This window comes from Cellulomonas sp. SG140, from assembly GCF_025770785.1.
GTDB lineage: Bacteria > Actinomycetota > Actinomycetes > Actinomycetales > Cellulomonadaceae > Cellulomonas.
Window position 1 is genome coordinate 1 of record NZ_JANZLA010000013.1, and the last position, 24326, is coordinate 24326.

At 73.9% G+C, this 24326-nt stretch carries 24 protein-coding genes; 4 read left to right on the forward strand and 20 right to left on the reverse strand.

The features are described 5' to 3' along the window. The 4 genes from N0B34_RS17310 to rimP form a co-directional block, all read right to left on the reverse strand. Positions 1–233: translation initiation factor IF-2 N-terminal domain-containing protein (locus tag N0B34_RS17310; protein ID WP_263732528.1), on the reverse strand; the 233-nt coding region annotated here is incomplete at its 3' end. Positions 234–366: 133 nt separating this feature from the next. Continuing rightward, positions 367–819, reverse strand: coding sequence for a YlxR family protein (locus tag N0B34_RS17315; protein ID WP_318530002.1), 453 nt, complete (start codon positions 817–819; stop codon positions 367–369). Next, on the reverse strand, positions 779–1840 hold the full coding sequence (gene nusA / locus N0B34_RS17320; protein ID WP_263732529.1) for a transcription termination factor NusA: 1062 nt from the start codon (positions 1838–1840) through the stop codon (positions 779–781). The genes N0B34_RS17315 and nusA overlap by 41 nt, the downstream gene beginning before the upstream one ends. 1 nt (position 1841) lies before the next feature. Continuing rightward, complete coding sequence (gene rimP, locus N0B34_RS17325) at positions 1842–2432, reverse strand: ribosome maturation factor RimP (protein WP_263732530.1); 591 nt, start codon at positions 2430–2432, stop codon at positions 1842–1844. Positions 2433–2565: 133 nt separating this feature from the next. Here rimP and N0B34_RS17330 point away from each other — a divergent pair, with 133 nt between their 5' ends. Next, positions 2566–3654 (forward strand): DUF4439 domain-containing protein, encoded by a 1089-nt coding sequence (locus N0B34_RS17330; protein ID WP_263732531.1) that lies wholly within the window; start codon positions 2566–2568, stop codon positions 3652–3654. A 34-nt stretch (positions 3655–3688) separates the two neighbouring features. Here N0B34_RS17330 and N0B34_RS17335 read toward each other — a convergent pair whose 3' ends face one another. Further along, positions 3689–5482 carry a proline--tRNA ligase gene (locus N0B34_RS17335; protein WP_263732532.1) on the reverse strand — a complete coding sequence of 598 codons (1794 nt, stop codon included), beginning with the start codon at positions 5480–5482 and terminating at the stop codon, positions 3689–3691. A 119-nt stretch (positions 5483–5601) separates the two neighbouring features. On the opposite strand from N0B34_RS17335, the gene N0B34_RS17340 reads away from it, so the two are divergent. Next, positions 5602–6492, forward strand: a complete 891-nt coding sequence (locus N0B34_RS17340; protein WP_263732533.1) for an Fpg/Nei family DNA glycosylase — start codon at positions 5602–5604, stop codon at positions 6490–6492. Here N0B34_RS17340 and N0B34_RS17345 read toward each other — a convergent pair. The 3 genes from N0B34_RS17345 to N0B34_RS17355 all read right to left on the reverse strand — a co-directional run bounded on the left by N0B34_RS17345 (position 6489) and on the right by N0B34_RS17355 (position 9940). Next, the gene (locus tag N0B34_RS17345; RefSeq protein ID WP_263732534.1) at positions 6489–7373 is read right to left on the reverse strand and encodes a DUF4081 domain-containing GNAT family N-acetyltransferase; all 885 of its coding nucleotides are present in this window, start codon (positions 7371–7373) and stop codon (positions 6489–6491) included. The two genes, N0B34_RS17340 and N0B34_RS17345, sit on opposite strands and share 4 nt — an antisense overlap. Positions 7374–7446: 73 nt before the next feature. Then, positions 7447–8583 carry a flavodoxin-dependent (E)-4-hydroxy-3-methylbut-2-enyl-diphosphate synthase gene (ispG, locus tag N0B34_RS17350; protein ID WP_263732589.1) on the reverse strand — a complete coding sequence of 379 codons (1137 nt, stop codon included), beginning with the start codon at positions 8581–8583 and terminating at the stop codon, positions 7447–7449. A gap of 40 nt (positions 8584–8623) precedes the next feature. Next, the gene (locus N0B34_RS17355; RefSeq protein ID WP_263732535.1) at positions 8624–9940 is read right to left on the reverse strand and encodes a M50 family metallopeptidase; all 1317 of its coding nucleotides are present in this window, start codon (positions 9938–9940) and stop codon (positions 8624–8626) included. 210 nt (positions 9941–10150) lie between these two features. Here N0B34_RS17355 and N0B34_RS17360 point away from each other — a divergent pair, with 210 nt between their 5' ends. Then, a complete protein-coding gene (locus tag N0B34_RS17360) occupies positions 10151–11497 on the forward strand; it encodes an NAD(P)/FAD-dependent oxidoreductase (RefSeq protein WP_263732536.1) in 1347 nt (448 codons plus the stop codon). A 36-nt stretch (positions 11498–11533) separates the two neighbouring features. On the opposite strand, the gene dxr is transcribed toward N0B34_RS17360, so the two are convergent. From dxr to rpsB, 8 genes are all read right to left on the reverse strand, one after another. Then, entirely contained in the window at positions 11534–12706 is a 1173-nt protein-coding gene (gene dxr, locus N0B34_RS17365) for a 1-deoxy-D-xylulose-5-phosphate reductoisomerase (RefSeq protein WP_263732537.1), read from the reverse strand. Positions 12707–12732: 26 nt separating this feature from the next. Next, a complete protein-coding gene (locus N0B34_RS17370) occupies positions 12733–13287 on the reverse strand; it encodes a DivIVA domain-containing protein (protein ID WP_263732538.1) in 555 nt (184 codons plus the stop codon). Next, positions 13284–14444 (reverse strand): 23S rRNA (adenine(2503)-C(2))-methyltransferase RlmN, encoded by a 1161-nt coding sequence (gene rlmN / locus N0B34_RS17375; protein ID WP_263732539.1) that lies wholly within the window; start codon positions 14442–14444, stop codon positions 13284–13286. The genes N0B34_RS17370 and rlmN overlap by 4 nt, the downstream gene beginning before the upstream one ends. Further along, complete coding sequence (locus N0B34_RS17380; RefSeq protein WP_263732540.1) at positions 14441–15280, reverse strand: phosphatidate cytidylyltransferase; 840 nt, start codon at positions 15278–15280, stop codon at positions 14441–14443. The genes rlmN and N0B34_RS17380 overlap by 4 nt, the downstream gene beginning before the upstream one ends. Then, a complete protein-coding gene (gene frr / locus N0B34_RS17385; RefSeq protein ID WP_263732541.1) occupies positions 15280–15837 on the reverse strand; it encodes a ribosome recycling factor in 558 nt (185 codons plus the stop codon). Before frr ends, N0B34_RS17380 begins: the two co-directional genes overlap by 1 nt. Positions 15838–15891: 54 nt before the next feature. After that, positions 15892–16632 (reverse strand): UMP kinase, encoded by a 741-nt coding sequence (pyrH, locus tag N0B34_RS17390; RefSeq protein ID WP_263732542.1) that lies wholly within the window; start codon positions 16630–16632, stop codon positions 15892–15894. 100 nt (positions 16633–16732) lie between these two features. Continuing rightward, a complete protein-coding gene (gene tsf, locus N0B34_RS17395) occupies positions 16733–17578 on the reverse strand; it encodes a translation elongation factor Ts (protein ID WP_263732543.1) in 846 nt (281 codons plus the stop codon). Positions 17579–17613: 35 nt separating this feature from the next. After that, positions 17614–18558 carry a 30S ribosomal protein S2 gene (gene rpsB, locus N0B34_RS17400; protein ID WP_263732544.1) on the reverse strand — a complete coding sequence of 315 codons (945 nt, stop codon included), beginning with the start codon at positions 18556–18558 and terminating at the stop codon, positions 17614–17616. A gap of 548 nt (positions 18559–19106) precedes the next feature. Here rpsB and N0B34_RS17405 point away from each other — a divergent pair. Next, positions 19107–19664 (forward strand): M23 family metallopeptidase, encoded by a 558-nt coding sequence (locus N0B34_RS17405; protein ID WP_263732545.1) that lies wholly within the window; start codon positions 19107–19109, stop codon positions 19662–19664. Positions 19665–19754: 90 nt separating this feature from the next. Here the strand turns inward: N0B34_RS17405 and N0B34_RS17410 are convergent, their stop codons facing one another. The 4 genes from N0B34_RS17410 to N0B34_RS17425 all read right to left on the reverse strand — a co-directional run bounded on the left by N0B34_RS17410 (position 19755) and on the right by N0B34_RS17425 (position 24267). Next, positions 19755–20672 carry a FliA/WhiG family RNA polymerase sigma factor gene (locus N0B34_RS17410; RefSeq protein WP_263732546.1) on the reverse strand — a complete coding sequence of 306 codons (918 nt, stop codon included), beginning with the start codon at positions 20670–20672 and terminating at the stop codon, positions 19755–19757. A gap of 20 nt (positions 20673–20692) precedes the next feature. Beyond that, positions 20693–21619, reverse strand: a complete 927-nt coding sequence (locus N0B34_RS17415; protein ID WP_263732547.1) for a tyrosine recombinase XerC — start codon at positions 21617–21619, stop codon at positions 20693–20695. Between the two features lie 132 nt (positions 21620–21751). Further along, entirely contained in the window at positions 21752–22801 is a 1050-nt protein-coding gene (dprA, locus tag N0B34_RS17420; protein WP_263732548.1) for a DNA-processing protein DprA, read from the reverse strand. Between the two features lie 179 nt (positions 22802–22980). Further along, positions 22981–24267: a YifB family Mg chelatase-like AAA ATPase gene (locus tag N0B34_RS17425; protein WP_263732549.1), complete on the reverse strand. Its 1287-nt coding sequence runs from the start codon at positions 24265–24267 to the stop codon at positions 22981–22983. Positions 24268–24326 lie beyond the last annotated feature (59 nt).

Consider the following 24326-nt stretch of genomic DNA (forward strand, 5'->3'; position numbering starts at 1 on the left):
GCGGCCGGGGCCGGGGCGGCGGGCGCGGCGGGACGCGCGGCCGGACGGGCCGGAGCCGCCGGCGCAGCGCTGCTCGCCGCGGGGTACGTGTCGCGCAGCTTGCGCACGACGGGGGGCTCGATGGTCGAGGAGGGGGACCTGACGAACTCCCCCAGCTCGTTGAGCTTGGTCATGATGGTCTTGCTGTCGACCCCGAGCTCCTTCGCGAGCTCGTAGACGCGGACCTTGGGCACATCTCTCCTGTCTCGGTCCGCCCCGGACAGGTCGGACCGTCGTTAGTGCTGGGCACTCATAGCTGGGCACTCATCGGTGCGCGCTCATCGGGCAGCCATCGGCTTCCTGACCCGCTTTCCTCATCGACGGTGGCTACCCCTCCGGGACCGGCCCGGTGGGGTCCTGCTCCGACCCCTCGAGATGACGGCGGACGACGGTGACGTCCAGCAGACCCGGCACTCGCAGGGCCCGCCCGAACGCGCGCCGACGTTCGGCGAGCTCAAGACAGTGCGGATCGGGGTGCAGCCACGCACCCCTTCCCGGCATCCGGCGGCCGGTGTCCACCACGAGGACCGGCGTTCCGGTCCCGGTGGTGCTCGCGACCACCCTCAGCAGGGCGTACCGGGGGGCTGTCGCACGGCAGCCGACGCACGTCCGGAGCGGGCCAGAGCCCGCACCGGAGGACGAGGGACGCCGGGCGCGCCGCCCAGGCCTGGCAAGTCTACCCCGGACCGCCTGGTCGGCGGCCGGTCGGGACGACACGCCGCCGGGCGGCGCGCTCTCGTCAGCGTTCGTCGGCCGCACCCGGCTGTCCTGCTGTGGCACCCGCGGCGGGTTCCGCGTCGGAGCGGATGTCGATGCGCCAGCCCGTCAGCTTCGCCGCGAGCCGCGCGTTCTGCCCCTCCTTGCCGATCGCGAGCGACAGCTGGTAGTCGGGCACGACGACCCGGGCGGCCCGGGCGACGGGGTCGACGACCGTGACCGAGAGGACCCGGGCCGGCGACAGGGCGTTGGCCACCATCTCCGCCGGGTCGTCCGAGTGGTCGACGATGTCGATCTTCTCGCCGTGCAGCTCCGCCATCACGGCGCGCACGCGTCCGCCGAGCGGGCCGATGCACGCCCCCTTGGCGTTGACCCCCGGGACGGTGGCGCGGACGGCCATCTTGGTCCGGTGACCGGCCTCGCGGGCGATCGCGGTGATCTCCACGGTCCCGTCGGCCACCTCGGGCACCTCGAGGGCGAACAGCTTGCGGACCAGTCCGGGGTGCGTGCGAGACAGGGTCACCTGCGGGCCGCGGTTGCCGCGGGCCACCTCGAGCACGTACCCACGGATGCGTTCGCCGTGCACGTACTGCTCGGTGGGCACCTGCTCGTGCGCGGGCAGCACCGCCTCGGTGCCGCCGATGTCGACCAGCACCGTGCGGGGGTCGCGGCCCTGCTGGATCACGCCGCCGAGCACCTCGCCCTCCTTGCCGCGAAAGGTGCCGAGCACCGCGTCGTCCTCGGCGTCGCGCAGGCGCTGCACGATCACCTGCCTCGCGGTCGACGTCGCGATCCGCCCGAAGCCGGCCGGGGTGTGGTCGAACTCCGGTCCGAGCTCCACCGGCGCCGGGACGGCCTCGTCCTCACCCTCGACCGGCGGGACGTCGGGTGCCGGCAGCGGCTCCCGCGCCCACACCGTCACGTGCCCGGTCTGGCGGTCGAGCTCCACCCGGGCCCGTGGGTACGCACCCGGCGTCCGGTGGTACGCGGAGAGCAGCGCCTGCTCGATCGCCTCGACCAGCACGTCCAGGCTGATGTCCCTCTCGCGCTCGATCAGTCGCAGCGCCTGCATGTCGATGTCCACGTCACGCCTCCCCTCGCTCGTCGTCCCCCGTACCGGTGCCTGCCACGTCCTCGCCGTCCGGCTCGGGCTCGTCGACCGGGCCGAGACCCTTCAGGTCCACCTCGACCCTGCCGTCGACCACCCGGTGCAGCGGCACCCGCTGCGGCGGACCCTCGACGGGCCGACGTCCCTTGCCGGGCGAGGTCACCGGCACGACGACCGCCACCGCGTCGTCCGCCGGCCCGTCGACCCGGTCGAGCCGACCCACCACCTCCGACCCGTCGTCGAGCCGCAGGCGCACCGAGCGCCCGACCGCTCGCACGTAGTGCCGGCGCTGGGTCAGCGGACGGGCCACGCCGGGGCTGGACACCTCCAGCGTGTACGGACCGGACGGGACGTCGGCCTCGTCGAGCGCCTCGGACACGGCCTGGTGCACCTGCGCGACCCGGTCCAGGTCGAGCTCCGCCGCGTCGTCCTCGGTCAGGTCGACGGTCACCCGGACAACGGTGCGCGGACCGGTGCCGACCACGGCGACGTCCTCCAGCACCAGACCGGTCCGCTCGACGGCAGGTGCGACGAGCTGCCGCACCCGCTCCGGGGTCGCCGCCGCCATCTCCGCCTCCGCTCACCTGCACGTGCCCCACAGGAGCTCGCCGAGGACCTGACCTGGCGACGTGCCGGACCAGCCTAACGAGTCCGCGCGTGCCGCCGGTCGCCGGTCGAGGGCCGTGGGAGGATCGCCCGCGATGAGCGCCCCAGTCCTCCGACGCAGCCACGCGGCCGTTGCCCTCGCCCTGAGCGTGGCGCTCGGCCTGGGACTCGGCGGCTGCGAGCTGCGGCTCGCGACGCCTGCCGCCACCGAGCCGACGCGGTCGGCGGCCGAGCTGCTGCGTTCCCGAGCGGTGGACGACGCGCTGGCGCTGGAGCAGACCGCGCGCGCGGCACGTGGCACGACGGCCGGGACCGCCCCCGCCGTGGCCCCCGTGCTGGACGACGTCGTCGCGTTCAGCACGCGCCACGCGGCCGAGCTCGGCGGCGTGTACTCCTCGGGCCTGCACCCCAGCGGGTCGGCCACCGCCACGCCGACGCCCACGGCACCGCCCAGCACCCCGGCGGACGTGCTCGCGGTGCTCGCCTCGTCGGCGGCCGACGCCCTGGGCACCGCCGAGTCCGTGCCGGACGGCGGGATGGCTCGGCTGCTCGCCGCGATCGGGACCTCTCGGGCCCAGCTGGCCAGCCGCCTCGCGACGGCGCTGGGGCTGCCTGCGCCCGCCGTGACGCCCAAGGCAGGTACCGCGACACCGACGGCGGCCCCGACGCAGAGCCCGTCCTCGCCGACCGCGATCCCGTCGCCGACCACGTCCTCGGCGTCCGGCCTCAGCCCGGCCGACCTCGACGCCCTGACGGTCGTCCACGACCAGGCCGGCTACGGGCTGGAGGTGGTCGCGGCGAAGCTCGAGGGCGCGGCGCGCGCCCGGGCGCTCGCGGCCGCGCGTGCCCACCGAGCGGCCGCGGAGGCCTGGGCGGTGCGCGCCGGGACCGCGGCGACCGCACGGGACCCGCGGCGCGCGGCGTACGCGCTGCCCACCGGTCTGCGTGACGCCGCGACGGCCACGGGCCTGGCCCGGACCCTGGAACAGGCGGTCGCCCGCGCCGACGCCGCCGTGGTGGCCGCCGCCCCCGCCGGCCAGCGTGGCGCCCTGATCGACGACCTCCGCACCGCCGCCGACGCGGTGGTCGCCTGGGGCGGCCCGCCCGACCCGCTCCCGGGGCTCGTGCTGCCGACGCCGTCTGCCACGCCGTCGACGGCACCGTCCGCCGCACCCACCCGCTGACTCCCCCCGCGACGCGCCGTCGCGGGGGCCTCGGTCAGTCGGCGAGCAGGCCGTCCACGAGCTCGGCGACCACGTCGGCAGCGGTCGCCACCGGCACCTGCCGCGCCTCGCCCCCGACGCGCGGACGGACCTCCACCACGCCCTCGGCCAGGCCGCGTCCGACCACGACCACGAGCGGCACGCCGAGCAGCTCGGCGTCGGCGAACTTCACGCCCGGCGACACCTTCGGCCGGTCGTCGTACAGCACCTCGACGCCACGGGCTGCCAGCGTCCCGGCCAGCGCTTCGGCCGCCTCGAACACCGCCTGGTCCTTGCCGGTCGCCACCACGTGCACGTGCGCCGGCGCCACGGCCGCCGGCCACGCCAGGCCCCGCTCGTCGTGGTTCGCCTCCGCGAGGGCCGCGAGCACGCGGCTGACGCCGATGCCGTACGACCCCATGGTGACCACCTGGGCCTTGCCGTTCTGGTCGAGCACCGTCAGGCCCAGCGCCTGGGCGTACTTGCGGCCCAGCGCGAAGATGTGGCCGATCTCGATGCCGCGCGCGAGCTCGAGCGGTCCGGAGCCGTCCGGCGCCGGGTCGCCGGCGCGCACCTCGGCGGCCTCGATCGTGCCGTCGGCGGTGAAGTCGCGTCCTGCGACCAGGTCGAACACGTGCCGACCCGCCTCGTTGGCGCCGGTGATCCACCTGGTGCCCGGCACCACCCGCGGGTCGAGCAGGTAGCGGACCGCCGTGCGCTCGCCGTCCGGGCCGACAGGGGCGTTCGGACCCATCACGGCGGGACCGATGTAGCCGCGCACCAGCTCGGGGTGCGCGGCGAAGTCGGCGTCACCGGCGGCCTCGACCTCGGCAGGGGCGACCGACGCCTCGAGCCGCTTGGCGTCCACGTCACGGTCGCCGGGCAGCCCGACGACGAGCAGCTCGCGCTCCCCGCCGGGGTGCACCAGCGCGAACACGACGTTCTTCAGCGTGTCGGCAGCCGTCCACGGCCGGTCCGGACGGGGGAACCGGTCGTTCGCGAGCGTGACCAACGAGTCGATCGTCGCCGTGTCGGGCGTGTCCTCGACGTGCGGTGCAGGTGCGTCGTCCCAGGGCAGCGACGGCGGCACGACGGTGGTGACGGCCTCGACGTTGGCGGCGTAGCCACCCGGGGACCGGACGAAGGTGTCCTCCCCGATCGCCGTCGGGGTGAGGAACTCCTCGGACCGCGAGCCGCCCATCGCCCCGGAGGTGGCGGCGACGATGACGTGCTCGAGGCCGAGCCGGTCGAAGATGCGCACGTACGCGTCGCGCTGCGCCTGGTACGACGCCGCCAGACCGTCGTCGTCGAGGTCGAAGGTGTACGCGTCCTTCATGATGAACTCGCGCCCGCGGATCAGGCCGGCGCGGGGCCGGGCCTCGTCGCGGTACTTCGTCTGGATCTGGAACAGCGTGAGCGGCAGGTCCTTGTACGACGAGTACAGGTCCTTCACCAGGAGCGTGAACATCTCCTCGTGCGTCGGCGCGAGCAGGTAGTCGCCGCCCTTGCGGTCCTTCAGCCGGAAGATGTTCGGCCCGTACTCGGTCCACCGCCCCGTCGCCTCGTACGGCTCCTTGGGCAGCAGCGCCGGGAAGTGCACCTCCTGGGCGCCGGCGGCGACCATCTCCTCGCGCACCACGCCCTCGACCTTCGCCAGCACGCGCAGGCCGAGCGGGAGCCACGTGTAGATGCCCGGTGCGGCGCGCCGGATGTACCCGGCGCGGACCAGGAGCTTGTGGCTCGCGACCTCGGCATCGACCGGGTCCTCGCGAAGCGTGCGGACGAACAGGCTGGACAGGCGCAAGAGCATGGGCGCAAGGCTAGTTGCCCGGCACCGGCGCTCCGGCACGCAGGTCCCGCACGGCCGGCGTGAGCGCAACGTTGCCGGCCGCACGCGACGACGTGGGCGCCATGCGACACGATGGGCCCGTGCCTGAGCTGCCGGAGGTCGAGGCGCTCGCGCAGTTCCTGCGCGGGCGGGCCGTGGGTCGCACCGTCACGGCGGTGGAGGTGGGGGCGATCAGCGCGTTGAAGACGTTCTCGCCGCCTCCGGACGCGCTGGTCGGGGAAGCCGTCGTCGACGTGCTGCGCCACGGCAAGTGGCTGGACCTCCTCGCCGCGACCCCGGCCGGTGAGCCGCTGCACCTGGTGTGGCACCTGTCCCGCGCCGGTTGGGTGCGCTGGTCGGAACAGCTGTCGACCACCCCCGTGCGACCAGGCCGGTCCCCCATCGCGCTCCGGCTCCGCCTGGACGACGGGTCCGGGTTCGACCTGACCGAGGCGGGCACGCGCAAACGGCTCGCGGTGCACGTGGTCGAGGACGTGGCGGAGATCCCGCAGATCGCCACGCTCGGCGTCGAACCGCTGTCCGACGAGTTCACCCCCGAGCGGCTCGCCGAGCTGATGGCGGCGCGCAACCAGCAGATCAAGGGACTGCTGCGCGACCAGGGCACGATCGCCGGCATCGGGAACGCGTACTCCGACGAGATCCTGCACGCCGCCCGCACCAGCCCGTTCGCCCCGACGAGGTCGTTCGACGCAGAACGCACCCGGGTGCTCTACGACGCGGTCCGGCGGGTCCTGACGGAGGCCGTGGTGGCCGCCGCCGGCAAACCCGCCGCCGAGCTCAAGGACTCCAAGCGCCGGTCGATGCGCGTGCACGGACGCACCGGGCTGCCGTGCCCCGGCTGGAACGGCGAGCCGTGCGGCGACACGGTCCACGAGGTGTCCTTCGCGGACTCCTCGCTGCAGTACTGCCCCACGTGCCAGACGGGTGGCAAGCCGCTGGCCGACCGCCGGCTGTCGCGGCTGCTGCGCTAGAACAGCACCGTGGCGTACGTGCCGACCTGCCGGAAGCCGACCGCGCGGTACGCCGCGACCGCCCGCACGTTGTGCGCGTTCGCGTACAACGACACCAGCGGCGCGATCTCGTCGCGCGTCGCCTGCACGACGGCTGCCATGCCGCCCTCGGACAGCCCCTCACCACGTCGGTCCGGCCGGACCCAGACCCCCTGGACCTGAGCCACGCCCCCCGCGACCGCCGCGACCTCCGCCTTGAACACCACGGAACCGTCCTCGATCCGGACGAAGGAGCGTTGCTGGGTGATCAGCGACCGGACGCGTGCCTCGTAGAACCCTCCGGAGCCGGCGAGGGGCGAGTAGCCGACCTCCTCGGTGAACATCGCGACGCACGCGGGCAGCACGGCGTCGAGCTCCTCCGGCCGCGACCGGCGCACCAGCGGGTCCGGGGCGAGCGGTGGGTCCGAGTCGATCACCATCGACGGCTGGTCGGGCCGCACGTCCCGGGCGGCGGGCCACACGCCGTCCAGCCGCCGCCACAGGTCCAGCACGTCGTCCCGGGGACCCACCAAGGACGAGCAGCGTCGGCCCCGGTACGCACCGAGCTTGGCGAACGCGTCGAGCGCCCGGTCCCGCACGGGACCCGCCAGACCCGGCAGGATCGGCACCAGGTTCGCCCCCACCCAGCAGGCCGCGACCAGCTCACCGGCCTCGGCGTACCCCCACAGCTCCCCGCCCGCCGACCGGAGGCCGGAGGTGCGGGCGTGGTCCAGCCGGGTCGTCGCCAGCACGGTGCCCACGGGGTCGAGGGCGCACAGCCCCAGCGCGCCGGTGACGTCCTCGTCGGTGAGGACGGCAGCGCCGGTGCGACCGTCGAGCACGGCGGCCCGCAGGGCTGTCATGCGGTGATTGTGCCGTACCGACGGGACGGGCGCGCTCGGCCGGACCGGCCGGCGTGGCGGTGGACCGCTGGTCTCAGCCGACGCTGACGGTGGGGGTGCCGGAGCCCGTCTCGACCGGGTCCATCGTCTCGGCCAGGCGCATGGCCTCCTCGATGAGCGTCTCGACGATCTTCGACTCCGGGACCGTCTTGATCACCTCACCGCGGACGAAGATCTGGCCCTTGCCGTTGCCCGACGCCACACCGAGGTCCGCCTCGCGCGCCTCACCCGGGCCGTTGACGACGCACCCCATGACTGCGACCCGCAGCGGGACCTCCATGCCCTCCAGCCCGGCGGTGACCCGCTCGGCGAGCGAGTACACGTCCACCTGGGCCCGGCCGCAGGACGGGCACGAGACGATCTCCAGCTTGCGCGGCCGCAGGTTGAGCGACTGCAGGATCTGGATGCCGACCTTGACCTCCTCGACCGGCGGGGCCGACAGGGAGACGCGGATCGTGTCGCCGATGCCCTTGCTGAGGAGCGCGCCGAACGCGGTGGCGGACTTGATGGTCCCCTGGAAGGCCGGACCGGCCTCGGTCACCCCGAGGTGCAGGGGCCAGTCCCCCCGCTCGGACAGCAGCTCGTAGGCGCGCACCATCACGACGGGGTCGTGGTGCTTCACCGAGATCTTGAAGTCGTGGAAGTCGTGCTCCTCGAAGAGCGACGCCTCCCAGACGGCCGACTCGACGAGCGCCTCCGGCGTGGCCGAGCCGTACTTCTGGAGCAGCCGCGGGTCCAGGGAGCCGGCGTTGACACCGATGCGCAGCGAGACCCCGGCGTCGGTCGCGGCCTTGGCGATCTCGCGGACCTGGTCGTCGAACTTGCGGATGTTGCCGGGGTTGACCCGGACGGCGGCGCAGCCGGCGTCGATCGCGGCGAACACGTACTTGGGCTGGAAGTGGATGTCGGCGATCACCGGGATCTGCGACTTGTGCGCGATCGCGGGCAGCGCGTCGGCGTCGTCCTGGCTCGGGACGGCCACGCGGACGATGTCGCAGCCGGCAGCGGTCAGGGCGGCAATCTGCTGCAGGGTCGCGTTGATGTCGGTGGTGGGCGTCGTGGTCATCGACTGGACGCTGATCGGCGCGTCGCCACCGACCTCGACCTTGCCGACGCGGATCTTGCGGGTGGGTCGCCGCGGCGCGAGGACGGGCGCCGGAGACGCAGGCATGCCGAGGTTGATGGCGGGGCTCACTGCCTCATCATCCCACTCAGCCGAGCCGGACCGGGTTGACCAGGTCCGCCCAGACGAGCACCAGCCCCATGCCGCCGAGCACCACGAACATCCCGTAGGCGAGCGGGACCAGGCGCGCCGAGTCGAACGGGCGCGGCCGGGCCAGCCCGCGCAGCCGCGCCACCTGCCGCTTCGCGCCCTCCCAGAGGGCGGCGGCGACGTGGCCGCCGTCGAGCGGCGGCAGCGGTATGAGGTTGAACACGAACAGGCTGATGTTCAGGGCGGCGAGCATCTCGAGCAGCCCGACGGCCCGCAGGCCGAGATCGACGCCCGCGGCCTTGTCCGAGGCGATCTCCCCGGCCAGCCGGCCGACGCCGACGATGCCGACGACGCTGCTCGAGTCACGGGGCTGGCCGTTGACCGTCTCGCTGACCACCTGGGCGGTGCGCTGCGGCAGGGCGACCACGATCTTCATCGTCTGCCAGGTCCGGTCGGCCACCTGGCCCGGCAGGCTCAGCACGGACATCCGCTGCGTGGCCGTGGTGGGCGTGGCGCCGAGGAAGCCGGCCTTCTGGGTCTTCGCCGTGCCGTCGGCGTTGGTCACCACGTTGCCGTGGGCGTCCAGCACCGGGCGGTCCGTGAGGATCGGGGTGACGGTCAAGGTGACCGGCGAGCCGGCGCGCTGCACCACCATCGGCACCGTCTGCCCGCCGGAGGCCCTGATCAGCGCCGTCAGCTGCGTCCAGGACGTGACCGCCGTGCCGTCGTACGAGACGACGTGGTCACCCGGCTTCAGACCGGCCGCCGCCGCCGGAGCCGCCGGATCGCCGGCCTGGCACGTCGATGCGGTGGAGCTCGCGGGGAGCGCGCACTGCGAGACCTCGGCCACCGTGGTGGTGGTGCCGGGAATGCCGATGCCGACGTAGGCGATGCCGAGCAGCACCACGGCGATGAGCAGGTTCATCACCGGACCGCCCATCATCACCACGAGCTTCTTCGGCGTGGACAGCCGGTAGAAGGCACGGTGGTCCTCCCCCGGGTGGATCTCCTCGGCGCTGGCGTCGCGGGCGTCGGCGGCGAGCCGACCCGCCCACGTCCGCGGCTCCTTCGCCTCCACCGCAGCGGCGGTCGGGTACATGCCGACCAGCCGTACGTAGCCGCCGAGCGGGATCGCCTTGAGGCCGTACTCCGTCTCGCCGCGCGTGCGGGACCACAGCGTCGGGCCGAAGCCGACCATGTACTGGCTGACCCGCACGCCGAACCGCTTGGCGGGGATCATGTGGCCCAGCTCGTGCAGGCCGATCGACGCCAGCAGGACGACGACGACGATGAGCACCGCCACCACATAGGCCATGAGCCGCGACCGACCTTCCGCCCGTTCCGGGCCGTCCCGTGCTGCGCCGGCAGCCGCCGGCCGCAACCATTGTCCGCTGCCTGCCTAGGACCTGGCTCGAAACGGGCTGGGAAGGCGCCAGACGACGTCCCCACGACAGCGGCCCGCCCACGCAGCCGCCGCACGGGAGCGCGACCGGCCGGTGCGCACCTCCTGTGCGACGATCGCGGCATGGCGTCCCCGCACCGTTCGCTGTGGTGGGACCAGCTGCTCGTGGCGAACCCGCACGAGGGGGTGCCGAGGCCGCCGCTCGACGGCGACACGACGGCCGACGTCGCCGTCGTCGGTGCCGGCCTGACGGGCCTGTGGACCGCGTACTACCTCCAGGAGGCCGAACCCGGCCTCGACGTGCTCGTCCTCGACCAGGACGTCGCCGGAGCCGGGGCGAGCGGGCGCAGCAGCGGCTGGTGCTCGGCACGCCTCGGCGTCTCCGCCGCGGACCTGGCCCGCCTGCACGGTGCGGTGGCCGCGCGCGACCTCCGCGCCGCCATGCGGGACGCGGTGGTCGAGGTCGGGGGCGTTGCCGCAGCGGAGCACCTCACGTGCGACTTCACCTACGCGGGGACCGTGAGCCTGGCGCGCAACGGCGCGCAGCTCGCGCGGCTGCGGGCGCGCGCCGCGGAGGCGGCGGCCTGGGGCGACGAGCTCGAGCTGCTGGGGCCCGAGGAGGTCGCCGCCCACCTGGTGGCCGACGGCGTGCTGGGCGGGGCCTACACGCCGGACTGCGCCTTCCTCCAACCGGCCGCGCTGGTGCGTCAGCTCGCCGACCTCGTCGTCTCGCGCGGCGCGAGGCTCGTCGAGCAGACCCGCGCCGTGCGCGTCTCACCGCGAGCTGTGGTGACGCTCCACGGCACGGTGCGCGCGCGGTGGGTGGTGCGTGCCGTCGAGGCCTGGTCGGCGCAGCTGCCCCGCTCCGCCCCCGACGTCGCGCCGGTGCGCACGCAGCTGGTGGCCACCGAGCCGCTGGACCAGCAGGTCTGGGACCGGATCGGCCTCCGACCCGGTGGGACCTTCGAGGACGTCGCACACCTGGCGCTCCGCGGCGGCAGAACCACGGACGGCCGGCTGGTGCTGGGTGGGCGGGCGGCAGGAGGGGCGGTCCGGCCTCTCGACGAGGTGCCGGAGCGCCTGGACGCTTCGTGGCAGCGGTTCGAGCGCGGTCTGCGCAGCCTGTTCCCGGCGGCCGACGGTGTCGCGGTGACGCACCGTTGGGGCGGGCCCGTGGGCGTCCCGCGCGACGGTCATCCGTCGGTGGGGCTCGACCCGGAGTCCGGACTCGCCTGGGCAGGCGGCTACGGGGACGACGGGGTCGCCGCCGCCAACCTCGCCGGCCGGACGCTGGCCGACCTGGTCACGGGCGCGGACTCGCCCCTGGTCCGCCTGCCGTGGGTGGGGCACCGGTCCCCGCGCTGGACGCGCGGCCTCGTGCGCAGCGCCGAGGTGACGGCGGCCGGCTGGGCGGCTCGCCTCGCCGACGAGGCGGAGGCGCTGACAGAGCGCCGCAGCGGCGGACGCTGACCGGCTCGAGCCCTCGTCAGGTGCGCGCCGTGTCGGTCACCGCTCGTCGAGCAGCTGTCGCGCACGCACGCGAGCCCACCGCTCTGCGGCGAGCACGGTCGGCAGGTCGATGCCGTCCGTCGGCGTGCCCGCGTGCTCGTCGAGCACGCGGCGCACCGTCGCGACGATGTCGAGGAACCCGATGCGGCCGGCCAGGAACGCGGCGACGCACTCCTCGTTCGCCGCGTTGTAGACCGCGGGGTGCGTCGCCGAGGCAGCCAGGGCGGCACGGGCGAGCCGCACGGCGGGGAACGCGTCCTCGTCCAGGGGCTCGAAGGTCCACGCCGTCGGGCTGGACCAGTCGCACGCGGGCACCACGCCGTCGAGCCGCTCGGGCCAGGACAGGCCGAGGGCGATCGGCAGGCGCATGTCCGGCGGCGACGCCTGGGCGACGGTCGAGCCGTCCACGAACTCGACCATGGAGTGCACGACCGACTGCGGGTGCACCACCACGGTGATGTCCTGCGCAGGCACGTCGAACAGGAGGTGCGCCTCGATCAGCTCGAGGCCCTTGTTCACCATCGTCGCGGAGTTGATCGTGACCACGGGCCCCATCGACCACGTCGGGTGCGCCAGCGCCTGCGCCGCGGTGGCGGCCTTGCGCTCGTCGAGCGTGGTCCCCCGGAACGGGCCGCCCGAGGCTGTCAGCACCAGCCGGCGGACCTCGGCGTGGGTGCCGGACCGCAGCGCCTGGGCGATCGCCGAGTGCTCCGAGTCGACCGGGACCAGCTGGTCGGCCCGACGCTGCGCCGCGCGGACCAGGGGCCCGCCCACCACCAGGGACTCCTTGTTCGCCAGCGCCAGCGTGCTGCCCGCGCCGAGCGCCGCCAGCGTCGGGCCGAGACCGACCGAGCCGGTGATGCCGTTGAGCACCACGTCGGCTCCTTCCGCGGCGACGCGCGCCGCGGCGTCGGCGCCGGTCAGCACGTGGGTGCCGGTCCCTTCGAGACGCTCGCGGACCGCCGCACCGGCCGCCTCGTCGGCCACGGCCACCACCGGGACGCGATGGGCACGCACCTGCGCCACGAGCAGCTCGACGTTCCCGCCGGCCGCGGAGAGACCCGCCACCTCGAACCGCTCGGGGAACCGGTCGATCACGTCCAGCGCCTGGGTGCCGATCGAGCCGGTGGAACCCAGCAGCACCACCGAGCGGCGCGGGCTCCCCGTCACGGCACTGCGCTCGTCCGACGCCGTGCTCACTCGACGCCGAGCAGCACCTCGACGGCGCGACCGAAGAACGCGTCGACCGAGGCCTCGTCGTACCCGTTCTTGCCGCTGCGGGAACGGAAGGTGGCGTTGCGCACCTCCGCCGCGGTGAGCGGCGCACCCGTGTCGAAGTAGGCGACCAGCCGGTGGCAGAGCTCGTCGACGTCGGCCGGCTCGTACCCCGGCTGACGGCCCTCCGGCGGCGCGAAGCGGTCACCGTCGGGACGGCCCAGCCGGCCGTACAGCGTGCGCGCCTGCTCGCCGAGGTGCGCCAGCCACGCCTCCTGCCCTCGCTGGGCGACGAAGTCGGCACGGGACCGCGCCACGAACGCCGCCTCCAGGCGGTCCAGGGCGGCGTCGACCGCCGCGGTCACGTACCCGCCGCGGATCATCGAGAACGAGACCCGGCGGACGTCCTTGCCGGACAGTCCCCCCGCGGGCCCCTGCTCGTACATCGACCGCGCGTGCGAGAAGAACTCGTCGACCTCGTCCGGGTCGTACCCGCGCCGCACGCTGGAGACCGTGCGGAACATCCCGTCGCTCACCGCTCCTCCTCGCTCGCCGGCGCAAAGGCCGCCTCGTCCTCGACCGCCGCCAGCTGACCGCACGCACCGTCGATCTCGCTGCCGCGGGTGTCCCGCACCGTCGTCGGGATGCCGTGCGCGCGCAGCCGCGCGACGAACTCCGCCTCCACCGCGGGGTCGCTCGCCGTCCACCGGGAGCCCGGCACCGGGTTGAGCGGGATCGGGTTGCAGTGCACCCACCCCTGTCCACGCGCGGCGAGCTTCTCCCCGAGCAGGTCAGCGCGCCAGGCGTGGTCGTTCACGTCGCGGATCAGCGCGTACTCGATGGACACCCGACGACCGGTCTTGTCGAAGTACCGGCGCGCGCTGTCGATCGCCTCGTCGACGCTCCACCGGGTGTTCACCGGGACGAGCTCGCTGCGCAGCTCGTCGTCCGGGGCGTGCAGCGACAGGGCCAGCGTCACCGGGATGCCCTCGTCGGCCAGCCGGTCCATCGCCGGGACGAGGCCGACGGTCGACACCGTGACGTTCCGCGCAGACAGGCCCAGCCCCTCGGGCGGTGCGGCCACCAGCAGCCGGACGGTGGCGAGCACCGAGCGGTAGTTCGCCAGCGGCTCCCCCATGCCCATGAAGACGACGTTGCTCAGCCGCGTGGCGCCGCCCGCCACCTCGCCGTCCGCGAGGGAGCGGGCCGCGCGCCGCACCTGCTCGACGATCTCGGCCGTCGACAGGTTCCGGGTGAGGCCCAGCTGACCGGTGGCGCAGAAGGCGCACGCCAGACCGCACCCGGCCTGGCTGGAGACGCACAGCGTGGCACGGTCGGGGTACCGCATCAGCACCGACTCGACGCGGGCGCCGTCGAACAGGTGCCACAGCGTCTTGACGGTGGTCCCGCGGTCGGCGGTCAGCGTGCGCGCCGGCGTCAGCAGCGGTGGGAACAGGTCGGCGGCGAGCGTGTCCCGAGCCGCGGCCGGAAGGTCGGTCATCGCCTCCGGGTCCACGGTGAGGTGCGTGAAGTAGTGCGTCGCGAGCTGCCGGGCCCGGAACGCCGGCTGTCCGAGCGCCTGCACGGCCGCTGCGCGCTCCGACGGCGTCAGGTCGACGAAGTGACGCGGCGGCTTGCCCCGGGGACCGCGGGACGGCGAGGAGAGGTCCAGCCGGACCGGGGTGCCGGTCATCGGGCCGGCACCAGCACGGCGAGCACCAGGTACACCGCCGGCGCCGTCAGCAGCAACGAGTCGAGCCGGTCGAGAAGGCCGCCGTGGCCGGGCAGCAGGCTGCCCATGTCCTTCAGCTCGAGGTCCCGCTTCAGCATCGACTCCGACAGGTCACCGAGCGTGGCGGTGCACACCGTCGCCAGGCCCAGCAGCACCCCGACGTAGGGCTGCGCACCGAAGGCCACCTGCACGCCGACCACCCCGACCACGCAGGCCAGCACCACCGATCCGGCCAGCCCCTCCCAGCTCTTCTTCGGGCTGACGCTCGGCGCGAGCGGGTGCCGTCCCAGCAGCACGCCGACGGAGTAGCCACCGACGTCGCTCGCCACTGCGAGCAGGACGAACACGAGCGTGCGGGCCGGCCCGTCCGGCTGGGCGAGCATCAGCATCGCGAAGCCGGCGAGGAACGGCAGGTACGCCGCCGCGAAGGCCGCTGCCGTGGAGTCGCGCAGCGCCGGCCGGCCGGAGCCGTCGAGCACGCGCCACACCACGGCACCGCCGACGGTGAGGACGAACGCCACGATCAGGGCCTCCGGACCTGCCGTGTACGCCGACACGAGGATCCCGATCGAGCCCACGATCAGCGGGACCAGCGGCAGGTGCACGTCACGGCGGGTGAAGGCGCGCGCGAGCTCCCACATCGCCCCGCAGACCAGGATCACCGCGAGGACGCCGAAGGCCTCCTTGCGGATGAACAGGGAGGCGACCACCACGCCGAGCAGGCCGAGACCCACCGCGACCGCGACCGGCAGGTCGCGGCCCGGCGTCGGGGTGCGGGGGGCGGCGAGCTGCGACATCAGACCTCGAGCAGCTCGCTCTCCTTGGCCGCGAGCAGGTGGTCGATCAGCTCGACGTGCTTGCGGGTGAGGGCCTCGAGCTCCTTCTCGGCGCGGGCGACCTCGTCCTCCCCGGCCTCGCCGTCACGGGCGATCCGGTCGAGCTCTTCCTTGGCGTGCCGGCGCACGCTGCGCACCGAGACGCGGGCGTCCTCGGCCTTGGTCTTCGCGAGCTTGACGAAGTCCTTGCGGCGCTCGGCGGTCAGCGCCGGCAGCACCACGCGGATCACGCCGCCGTCGTCGGTCGGGTTCACGCCGAGGTCGGAGTCGCGGATGGCCTTCTCGATCGCGTGCATCGAGGACTTGTCGAACGGCGAGATCAGCATCGTGCGCGCCTCGGGCACGTTGAACGACGCGAGCTGCTGCAGCGGCGTCGGGCTCCCGTAGTAGTCGACCAGGATCTTGGAGAACATCGCCGCGTTCGCACGGCCGGTGCGGATCGACGAGAAGTCGTCCTTCGCGACCTCGATCGCCTTGTCCATCTTCTCCTCGGCCTCGAGGAGGGTCTCGTCGATCACGCCGAGCTCCTTCGTGCTGCGATGCGGGTGGGGACGGGGTCGTGGGCTGGGAGGTCAGCTCGTCGTGACGAGCGTGCCGATCCTCTCACCGTCGAGTGCGCGGGTGACGTTCCCGCGCTCCTCGAGGCCGAACACGACCATGCGGACGTCGTTGTCACGGCACAGGGACAGAGCCGTGGCGTCCATCACCTCGAGGCCCTGGACCAGCGCCTCGGTGTAGGTCAGGTGGTCGAGCTTGCGGGCCGACGGGTCGCGACGCGGGTCGGCGCTGTAGACGCCGTCCACGCCGTTCTTGCCCATCAGCACCTCCTGACAGTGCGTCTCGAGCGCCCGCTGCACCGCCACCGTGTCCGTGGAGAAGAACGGCATGCCCGCACCGGCGCCGAAGATCACGACTCGGCCCTTCTCGAGGTGCCGGATCGCCCGCAGCGGGATATACGGCTCGGCGACCTGGCCCATCGTGATGGCGGTCTGCACCCGGGTGCTGACGCCGGCCTGCTCCAGGAAGTCCTGCAGGGCCAGGCAGTTCATCACGGTGCCGAGCATGCCCATGTAGTCAGCACGCGCCCGGTCCATGCCGTTCTGCGCCAGCTCGGCCCCGCGGAAGAAGTTGCCGCCGCCGACGACGATCGCCACCTGGACGCCGTTGCGCACCGCCGCCGCGATCTCGTCCGCGATGCGCCGCACCACGTCCGCAGCGAGGCCGACGCTCCCGCCGCCGAACGACTCTCCGGAGAGCTTGAGCAGCACCCGCCGGGTCCACTTGTCGGAGCGATCCTTGCCCTGCGGGCTCACATGTCCTCCACTGGTGGCCGGTCCGCCCGGGTGCGGCGGGGTGATGCTGACGTGCCGGTGACCGGGCCCCGAAGGGCACCGGTCACCGGCACGGTGGTGCTCAGGCGCCGACGCGGAACCGCGCGAAGCCGGTGACCGTGCCACCGACCTCGGCGAGGACCTGGCCGACGGACTTCTTGGCGTCGCGCGCGAACGCCTGGTCCACCAGGACGTTCTCCTTGAAGAAGCCGACGAGGCGGCCCTCGACGATCTTCGGCAGGGCAGCCTCGGGCTTGCCCTCGCCACGCGCCGTCTCCTCGGCGATGTGCCGCTCGCTCGCGACGACGTCCGCGGGGACGTCCTCACGGGTGAGGTAGGTCGGCGAGTACGCCGCGATGTGCGTCGCGATGTCGCGGGCGACGGAGGCGCCGGCCGCGTCCGTGGCGACCAGCACGCCGACCTGCGGGGGAAGGTCCTTGTTGACCTTGTGCAGGTAGACCTCGACGTGCTCGCCGGCCAGGCGGGCGAGCCGCCGGACGACGATCTTCTCGCCGATGGTCGCCGCGATGTCGTCGACCACGGACTGCACCGGGACGCCGTCCGAGTCGGCGGCGAGCAGCGCGTCGGCGTCACGGGCGCCGGAGGCGACCGCCGCCGCGAGCACGCGGTCCGCGAAGGAGATGAAGGTCTGGTTCTTGGCGACGAAGTCCGTCTCCGAGTTGACCTCGAGCAGCACCGCGCTCTGACCCTCGCCGTCGGCCGTCGGGCCGACCCACGCGGTCACCAGGCCGTCGGAGGCCGAGCGACCCTCACGCTTGCCGATGCCCTTCAGGCCCTTGACGCGGATGATCTCCAGCGCCTTCTCCGAGTCGCCGTCCGCCTCGTCGAGCGCCTTCTTGACGTCGAGCATGCCGGCGCCCGTCTTCTCGCGGAGCGCCTTGATGTCAGCGACCGAGTAGTTCGCCATCAGTGGTTCCTGTCCTCGTTGCTCGTGGTGGGTGCTCAGGCCTCGGCCGGCGCGTCCGTGCCGGGCTCGTCGGCGGCGGGCGCCTCGGCCTCGGGGGCCTCGGCGGCCGGGGTCTCCGCGACCTGCTCGGCGACCTCCTCGACGGCCTCGGCGACCTCGGGCTGAGCGGCCGGCGTCACGTCGGCGGCGGCCAGGTCGGCCTCGGCACCGGCGAGCAGCTCGCGCTCCCACTCGGCCAGCGGCTCGGGCTCGACGGTGCCGGCGCCCTCGGCGGCAGCAGGCGCGCCGGAGTGACGCTTGAGCAGACCGTCGGCGACCGCGTCGGCGATCACGCGGGTCAGCAGCTGGACGGCACGGATCGCGTCGTCGTTGCCCGGGATCGGGTAGTCGACCTGGTCGGGGTCGCAGTTGGTGTCCAGGATCGCGACGACCGGGATGCCCAGCTTGCGGGCCTCGTCGACGGCGAGGTGCTCCTTGTTGGTGTCCACGATCCACACCGCGGACGGCACCTTGGCCATGTCGCGGATGCCGCCGAGGGTCTTGGAGAGCTTGTCCTTCTCGCGACGCAGGACGAGCAGCTCCTTCTTCGTCAGGCCGGAGGCCGCGACGTCGTCGAAGTCGATCTGCTCGAGCTCCTTGAGGCGCTGCAGGCGCTTGTGCACCGTGGAGAAGTTGGTCAGCATGCCGCCCAGCCAGCGCTGGTTGACGTAGGGCATGCCCACGCGGGCGGCCTGCTCGGCGACGGGCTCCTGCGCCTGCTTCTTGGTGCCGACGAACAGCACGGTGCCACCGTGCGCGACGGTCTGGCTGACGAAGTCGTACGCGCTGTCGATGAAGGTCAGCGACTGCTGCAGGTCGACGATGTAGATGCCGTTGCGCTCGGTGAAGATGAAGCGCTTCATCTTGGGGTTCCAGCGGCGGGTCTGGTGCCCGAAGTGGACACCGCTCTCCAGCAGCTGGCGCATGGTCACGACGGCCATGGCACGGTCCTTCCGGCGCTCGCACAGGGCGCGCGCACTCGTGCGGGGCCCGTCCAGGACGGGCGCACCGCGGCTCGGTTGTCGGCCCCGACCGGTCGGTCGGTGCCCCTGGCGCCAGCCGGTGCACCGCGCCGGGCGTGGCCCGGACCGCTGCGATGCTCGGCCCCGCCCGTGGCGACCCGAGGGCCGTGCGAGCGGGAGTTGACGCGCGAAGTCGACCGGTACGGACCGGTCGCCGGGGCAATGCTACCGGATCGGCACCTGGGCCAGGGCCTGCGACGGGGCGGGCCACCGACCAAGGGCAGACCGCGGGCACCGGCAGGGGCCGCCGCGGACGCCGCGCGGCGAGCGGTCCGGGGCTCGGTCCGCTCGAGCGACCACAGCCCCGTCCGGATGCCGGTGCGGCACCACCACCGACGTGGAGAACGTCGACCCGGTCGACGGCCCGCTCGACTCCTCCCGTGCGGTCCTCTGCTGCCCCAGCTCTCCAGGGCCCGACGACGTCCTCCCCCGTCACCCGTGGGCGTCCGGCCCGTCGTGCACGAGCCGTGGCCAGGCTCGGTGCCACAACGGCGCTCCTCGTCGGGACCCTCGCCGCCACCGCGGCACCGAGCGCGTCCGTCTCAGCGGACGCCACCGGCGCCGGCGCACCGAGCGGCACGCACCCGTCCGCGGAGCCGGTGGTGGTCTACCGGGCTCCCGTCCCGGGAACCCCCTCGTTCGCGCACCCCTTCCGAGCCCCCGCACAGCGGTGGTCCGCCGGCCACCGGGGCGTTGACCTGTGGCTGCGCGACGGCCTGCCCGTCCTGGCGCCGGCCGCCGGCACGGTGACGTTCGCCGGCACGGTCGTGGACCGAGGCGTGGTGTCGGTGCTCCACGCCGACGGACGGCGGAGCAGCGTGGAGCCGGTGGTGGCTGCCGTGGTCGTCGGCCAGCAGGTGGGCGCCGGTGACGTCCTGGGGACCCTCGACGGGTCCGGCGGCCACTGCGCACCCCGCACCTGCGTGCACTGGGGTCTGCGTGACGGTGAGCGCTACCTGGACCCGATGACGATGCTGCCAGGCGGCGGGTCGATCGTGCTCCTCCCGGTGGAACCCACCGGGTGAGGACGGCGTTCGATCGGGCTCGTCCCGACCGCGTCGCGCGTCCGCGGGCGCGTCAGGCGTCCGCGGGCACGTCTGGCGTGCTCCGCCTCGTCAGCCGCGCTCGGCCTCGACCAGCCGCGTCCGCAGCCGGGCCATGGCCGCCGTGTGCATCTGCGAGATGCGGGACTCGGTCACCCCGAGCAGCCGGCCGATCTCGGCCAACGTCATGCCCTCGTAGTAGTAGAGGACCACGACCATCCGCTCACGCTCGCCGAGCTGCTCGATGGCCCGCGCCAGGAGGAACTTGGTCTCCTGCGCCTCCACCGACCGCGCGGGGTCCTCCGACCGCTCGTCGCCGAGGGTGTCCCCGAGAGACACCGAGCCGGGCCGGTCGTCCCCGCCCAGCATCTCGTCCAGCGCCGCCACGTTGACGGACGACAGCTGACCGAGCACCGACCGCAGCTCCTCGACCGGCATCTGCAGGTGGCCGGCCACCTCGTGCTCGCTGGGTGAGCGGTGCAGGGTCGCCTCGAGCTCGCTGTAGGCACGGTCGACGGCACGGGCCTTGGTCCGGACGGAGCGGGGCACCCAGTCCATCGCGCGCAGCTCGTCGATGATGGCGCCGCGGATCCGCGAGGACGCGTACGACTCGAACTTCACGGAACGACCGAGCTCGTACTTCTCGATGGCGTCGATCAGGCCGAACATGCCGTAGGACACCAGGTCTGCGTGCTCCACCATGCTCGGCAGACGCATCCCGACCCGGCCGGCGACGGCCGTGACCAGCGGCACGAAGCTCATGATCAGGCGCTCCCGCGCCTGGGGGCACCCGGTCTCCTTGAAGGTCACCCAGGTGGCCTCGAGGTCAAGGACGTCGTCGCCGACCGGACCCGTCGGCGCGGCGGTGCCCGCGACGACGGAGCGCTGCTGGGGGATGACACCCTGCGGGGCGGTGCCGGCGGCGTAGCGGTCCGCCGGCTCGGCCGCGCGCACGGACGAGCGGACCGGTGCGCTCGGGGGTGTGGTCATGGGGGACTCCGTCCGGGGGCTCATGCGCGAGGGTGAGCAAGCTGGTAGGCGGAGCGCAGACGCTCCGCCGAGACGTGGGTGTAGCGCTGGGTGGTACCGAGGCTTGCGTGACCCAGCAGCTCCTGGACGGTGCGCAGGTCCGAGCCGCCCTCGAGAAGATGCGTGGCGGCGGTGTGCCGCAGCGCGTGCGGGGCGACGTCGTCCACCCCGGCGGTCGCAGCGAGCCGGTGCACCGCGTCCCGCAGCCGTCGCTGGTCGACACGGGCGCCCCGCGCACCCAGGAAGAGAGCGTCGCCCGACATCGGTCCGGCGAGGCGGGGCCGACCGAGCTCGAGCCATGCGCGAGCGGCGTGCACGGCGGGGAGCCCCACCGGCACCACGCGCTCCTTGCCGCCCTTCCCGAGCACCCGCAGGGTGCGCTCGTGCAGGTCGAGGTCCGACAGGCTCGCTCCGCACAGCTCTCCGACCCGCACACCGGTGGCGTACAGGAGCTCGGCCGCCGCCCAGTCCCGCACCGCGACGGGGTCACCGTCCTGAGCCGCGGCCCGGGCCGTGTCCAGCAGCGTGGTGACCGCCGGTTGAGCCAGCACGGTGGGCAGCACACCGGAGACCCGAGCCGTCGCGAGCCGAGCCGTCGGGTCGGACGCCAGACGCCCGGTGTGGACGGCCCAGCCGAAGAACGTCCGGACGGCCGCCGAGCGCCGCGCCAGGGTCGCGCGGCTGTGCTGGCTCGCCGCCATCGCCGCCAGCCAGCCGCGCAGCGTGGTCAGGTCGATGGAGTCCAGGGTGGTGCGACCGTGACGTCCCGCGTACGCGAACAGGTGGTCCAGGTCCCCCTCGTAGGCGCGCACGGTGTGCTCGGACAGGCCCCGCTGGGCGCGCAGGTGCAGGGCGAAGTCGGACTGCAGGAGGGCGCGCTCAGGCGCTCCCGCAGTGATCTCTGCCACGTACACATGCCTACCGTGGCTGCTCGCCAGGATTCGGACAAGACACGCATCGACGCGCTCGACGATCGGCTGGGCGAATGCGGGGGCAATGTCCGATTCGGCGTCGACAATTGAGCCGAATGCCGTTGTTTTTCACCCGGTCGGCCGAGTGTCGGTCGCACGCGCAGCGCGGCGAACTGTCCACCGGTCTCCCTCGCGCACGGCGAGTCCCTCGAGCTGCAGGACGCCGAGCGCGGCCCTCGCCTCGGCTACCGAGGTGCCGGCGCGTGCGGCGATGGTCGACTCGTCAAGGCCACCGCGCATGGGCAATGCGTCATGGACCTGGACGACCCTCGTGCCGAGGTCCGAGAGCGTCCCCTGAACGGCCGCATCGTCTCTCGTGCGGACGTCGACGGTGTGGTGCAGCGCGCCCGGCAACAGCTCGGCCACCTCGTCGGCGTCGGTTACGCACACCGCATGCCCTTCCCGGAGGAGCCAGTGGCATCCCGCCGACGCTGCCGAGGTCACCGGTCCCGGCACGGCACCGACCGGGCGCAGCAGCGCCGCGGCGTGATGGGCGGAGCTCAGCGCTCCGGATCGCCAGGCCGCCTCCACCACCACGGTGGCGTCCGACAGAGCTGCGATCAGCCGGTTGCGCTGCAGGAATCGGGACTTGGTCGGAAGGGAACCCGGTGGGACCTCGCTGACGAGCGCGCCGCCTGTTCCGACGGCTTCCTCGAAGATGCGCGCATTCCCGGCCGGATAGGCACGGTCCACACCACCCGCGAGGACGACGAGGGTCGGGCCGCCCGCGCCCAGGGCGCCACGATGCGCCGCTGCGTCGATGCCGTACGCACCACCCGACGCGACACAGCTCCCCCGGCTCGCGAGACCGTGGGCGAGGTCGTAGGCCACGCGCTCGCCGTACGTGGTGCTGGCCCGCGCCCCGACGACCGCCACGGTGCTGCGCGCGGACAGTCCGCCGCGAACCCAGAGAGCCGGTGGTGCGGCATCACCCAGATCGTCCAGACCGCGAGGCCACTCGTCGTCCCCCGGGACGACGAGGTGACCGCCCAGGCGCTGCAGGGCGCCGAGATCGCGCTCCGGGCACACCGAGTCGAGGCGCGCCGCCCAGCGCAGCAGGGCTCGGCCGAGCCGAGCACGGTCGGCCGCGCCCATCTCCTCGCCCGCTGCGTGGAGCACGACGGACCAGTTGACGGCCCCCCGAACCGCGGCTCGAGCCCACGCGAGCGCGCAGGCGGCGCCGAGGATCCTGACCAGCGTCCCGGCGACGCGGTCGCCGGGCTCGACGACAGCAGACCACGCAGCCCGCGCCGTCCGCTCCGAGGTGGCGGACGAGTGGTCGTCGCGGACGGTGCCGATCACGCGCCCTGTCCTCGGGTCCGGAGCAGCAGCGCCTGGCCGACGTCGTCCCGCGACGGTGCAGCACGGCCTTGGAGGTCCGCGAGCGTCCAGGCGACCCTCAGCACCCGGTCCACCCCCCGCAGGCTGAGCGTCCCCCGGTCGAGCGCCCGGTCGAGGTCCGTCATGAGGCTGCGCCGCGGACCCAGGCGCCCGCGCAGCCAGCGTCCGGACACCTGCGCGTTGGTGCGCCACCCCGTTCCGGCCAGGCGCTCGACCGCGGCAGCTCGAGCGTTCCGGACACGCTCCGCGACCACGGCGGACCCCTCCCCCGGCACGTCCTCCGCACGCGCGGGGAGCACCTCGAGCTGGAGGTCGACGCGGTCCAGCAGCGGGCCCGAGAGCTTGCCGAAGTACCGACGCCGCTGCTCCGCCCGGCACGTGCACTCCAGCCCCTTGCCGACGGACCGTCCGCAGGGGCACGGGTTCGCCGCCAGCACCAGCTGGAAGCGGGCCGGGTAGCGGGCCGCACCGGCGGCCCGGTGCAGCACCACCTCGCCGTGCTCGAGGGGCTGGCGCAGCGTCTGCAGCACCGCCGTGGGGAACTCCGGCGCCTCGTCGAGGAACAGCACGCCGCAGTGCGCGCGCGAGGCCGCGCCCGGTCGTGGCACACCGGAGCCGCCACCCACGACGCTGGCGGGCGTCGCGGTGTGGTGCGGGTCCTCGAAGGGCGGCCGCCGGACGAGGCCGTCGCCCGCGTCGAACGTCCCGGCGAGCGAGTGCACGGCCGTCACCTCGACCGCCTCCGCCTCGGCCAGGTCCGGCAGCAGCCCGGGCAGCCTCGCCGCCAGCATCGTCTTGCCGGCCCCGGGCGGTCCGACCATCAGCAGGTGGTGACCACCGGCCGCCGCCACCTCGAGACAGTGCCGCGCCTCCGGCTGGCCGATCACGTCCGCCAGGTCAGGGTCCACGACGGCACGCCGCGCCGGGACGTCGTCGTGCACCGGTGGCAGGTCCGGCACCTCGACATCGGCTCCGTAGCGGCTCGCCACCTCCGCGAGGCAGGCGGCACCCACCACCTCGGCACCCGGGACGAGTGACGCCTCCGCCGCGTTGGCCGTCGGCACGACGACCCGCGGGTGACCCGCCGCAACGGCGGCTGCGACCGCCGGGAGCACACCACGGACGGGCCGGAGCCGACCGTCGAGCCCGAGCTCACCGATGTGGACCCGGTCGGCCGCCGCAGCAGCGTCCACCACGCCGGCGCCCGCGAGCGTCGCCACGCCGATCGCCAGTTCGATTGTCAAGTCCGACACCCCTATACAGGGGTGTAACTCAGGCGTCCCTGCTGGCCACGTCGGTGCGC

Bases quoted from the DNA above. Each gene is read 5' to 3' on its own strand.
- N0B34_RS17345 (WP_263732534.1), bottom strand. From the start codon at position 7,373: ATGACAGCCCTGCGGGCCGCCGTGCTCGACGGTCGCACCGGCGCTGCC.
- N0B34_RS17355 (WP_263732535.1), bottom strand. From the start codon at position 9,940: ATGGCCTATGTGGTGGCGGTGCTCATCGTCGTCGTCGTCCTGCTGGCG.
- N0B34_RS17330 (WP_263732531.1), top strand. From the start codon at position 2,566: ATGAGCGCCCCAGTCCTCCGACGCAGCCACGCGGCCGTTGCCCTCGCC.
- rimP (WP_263732530.1), bottom strand. From the start codon at position 2,432: ATGGCGGCGGCGACCCCGGAGCGGGTGCGGCAGCTCGTCGCACCTGCC.
- N0B34_RS17335 (WP_263732532.1), bottom strand. From the start codon at position 5,482: ATGCTCTTGCGCCTGTCCAGCCTGTTCGTCCGCACGCTTCGCGAGGAC.
- tsf (WP_263732543.1), bottom strand. From the start codon at position 17,578: ATGGCGAACTACTCGGTCGCTGACATCAAGGCGCTCCGCGAGAAGACG.
- N0B34_RS17380 (WP_263732540.1), bottom strand. From the start codon at position 15,280: ATGTCGCAGCTCGCCGCCCCCCGCACCCCGACGCCGGGCCGCGACCTG.
- rlmN (WP_263732539.1), bottom strand. From the start codon at position 14,444: ATGACCGGCACCCCGGTCCGGCTGGACCTCTCCTCGCCGTCCCGCGGT.
- N0B34_RS17410 (WP_263732546.1), bottom strand. From the start codon at position 20,672: ATGACCACACCCCCGAGCGCACCGGTCCGCTCGTCCGTGCGCGCGGCC.
- N0B34_RS17360 (WP_263732536.1), top strand. From the start codon at position 10,151: ATGGCGTCCCCGCACCGTTCGCTGTGGTGGGACCAGCTGCTCGTGGCG.
- ispG (WP_263732589.1), bottom strand. From the start codon at position 8,583: ATGCCTGCGTCTCCGGCGCCCGTCCTCGCGCCGCGGCGACCCACCCGC.
- rpsB (WP_263732544.1), bottom strand. From the start codon at position 18,558: ATGGCCGTCGTGACCATGCGCCAGCTGCTGGAGAGCGGTGTCCACTTC.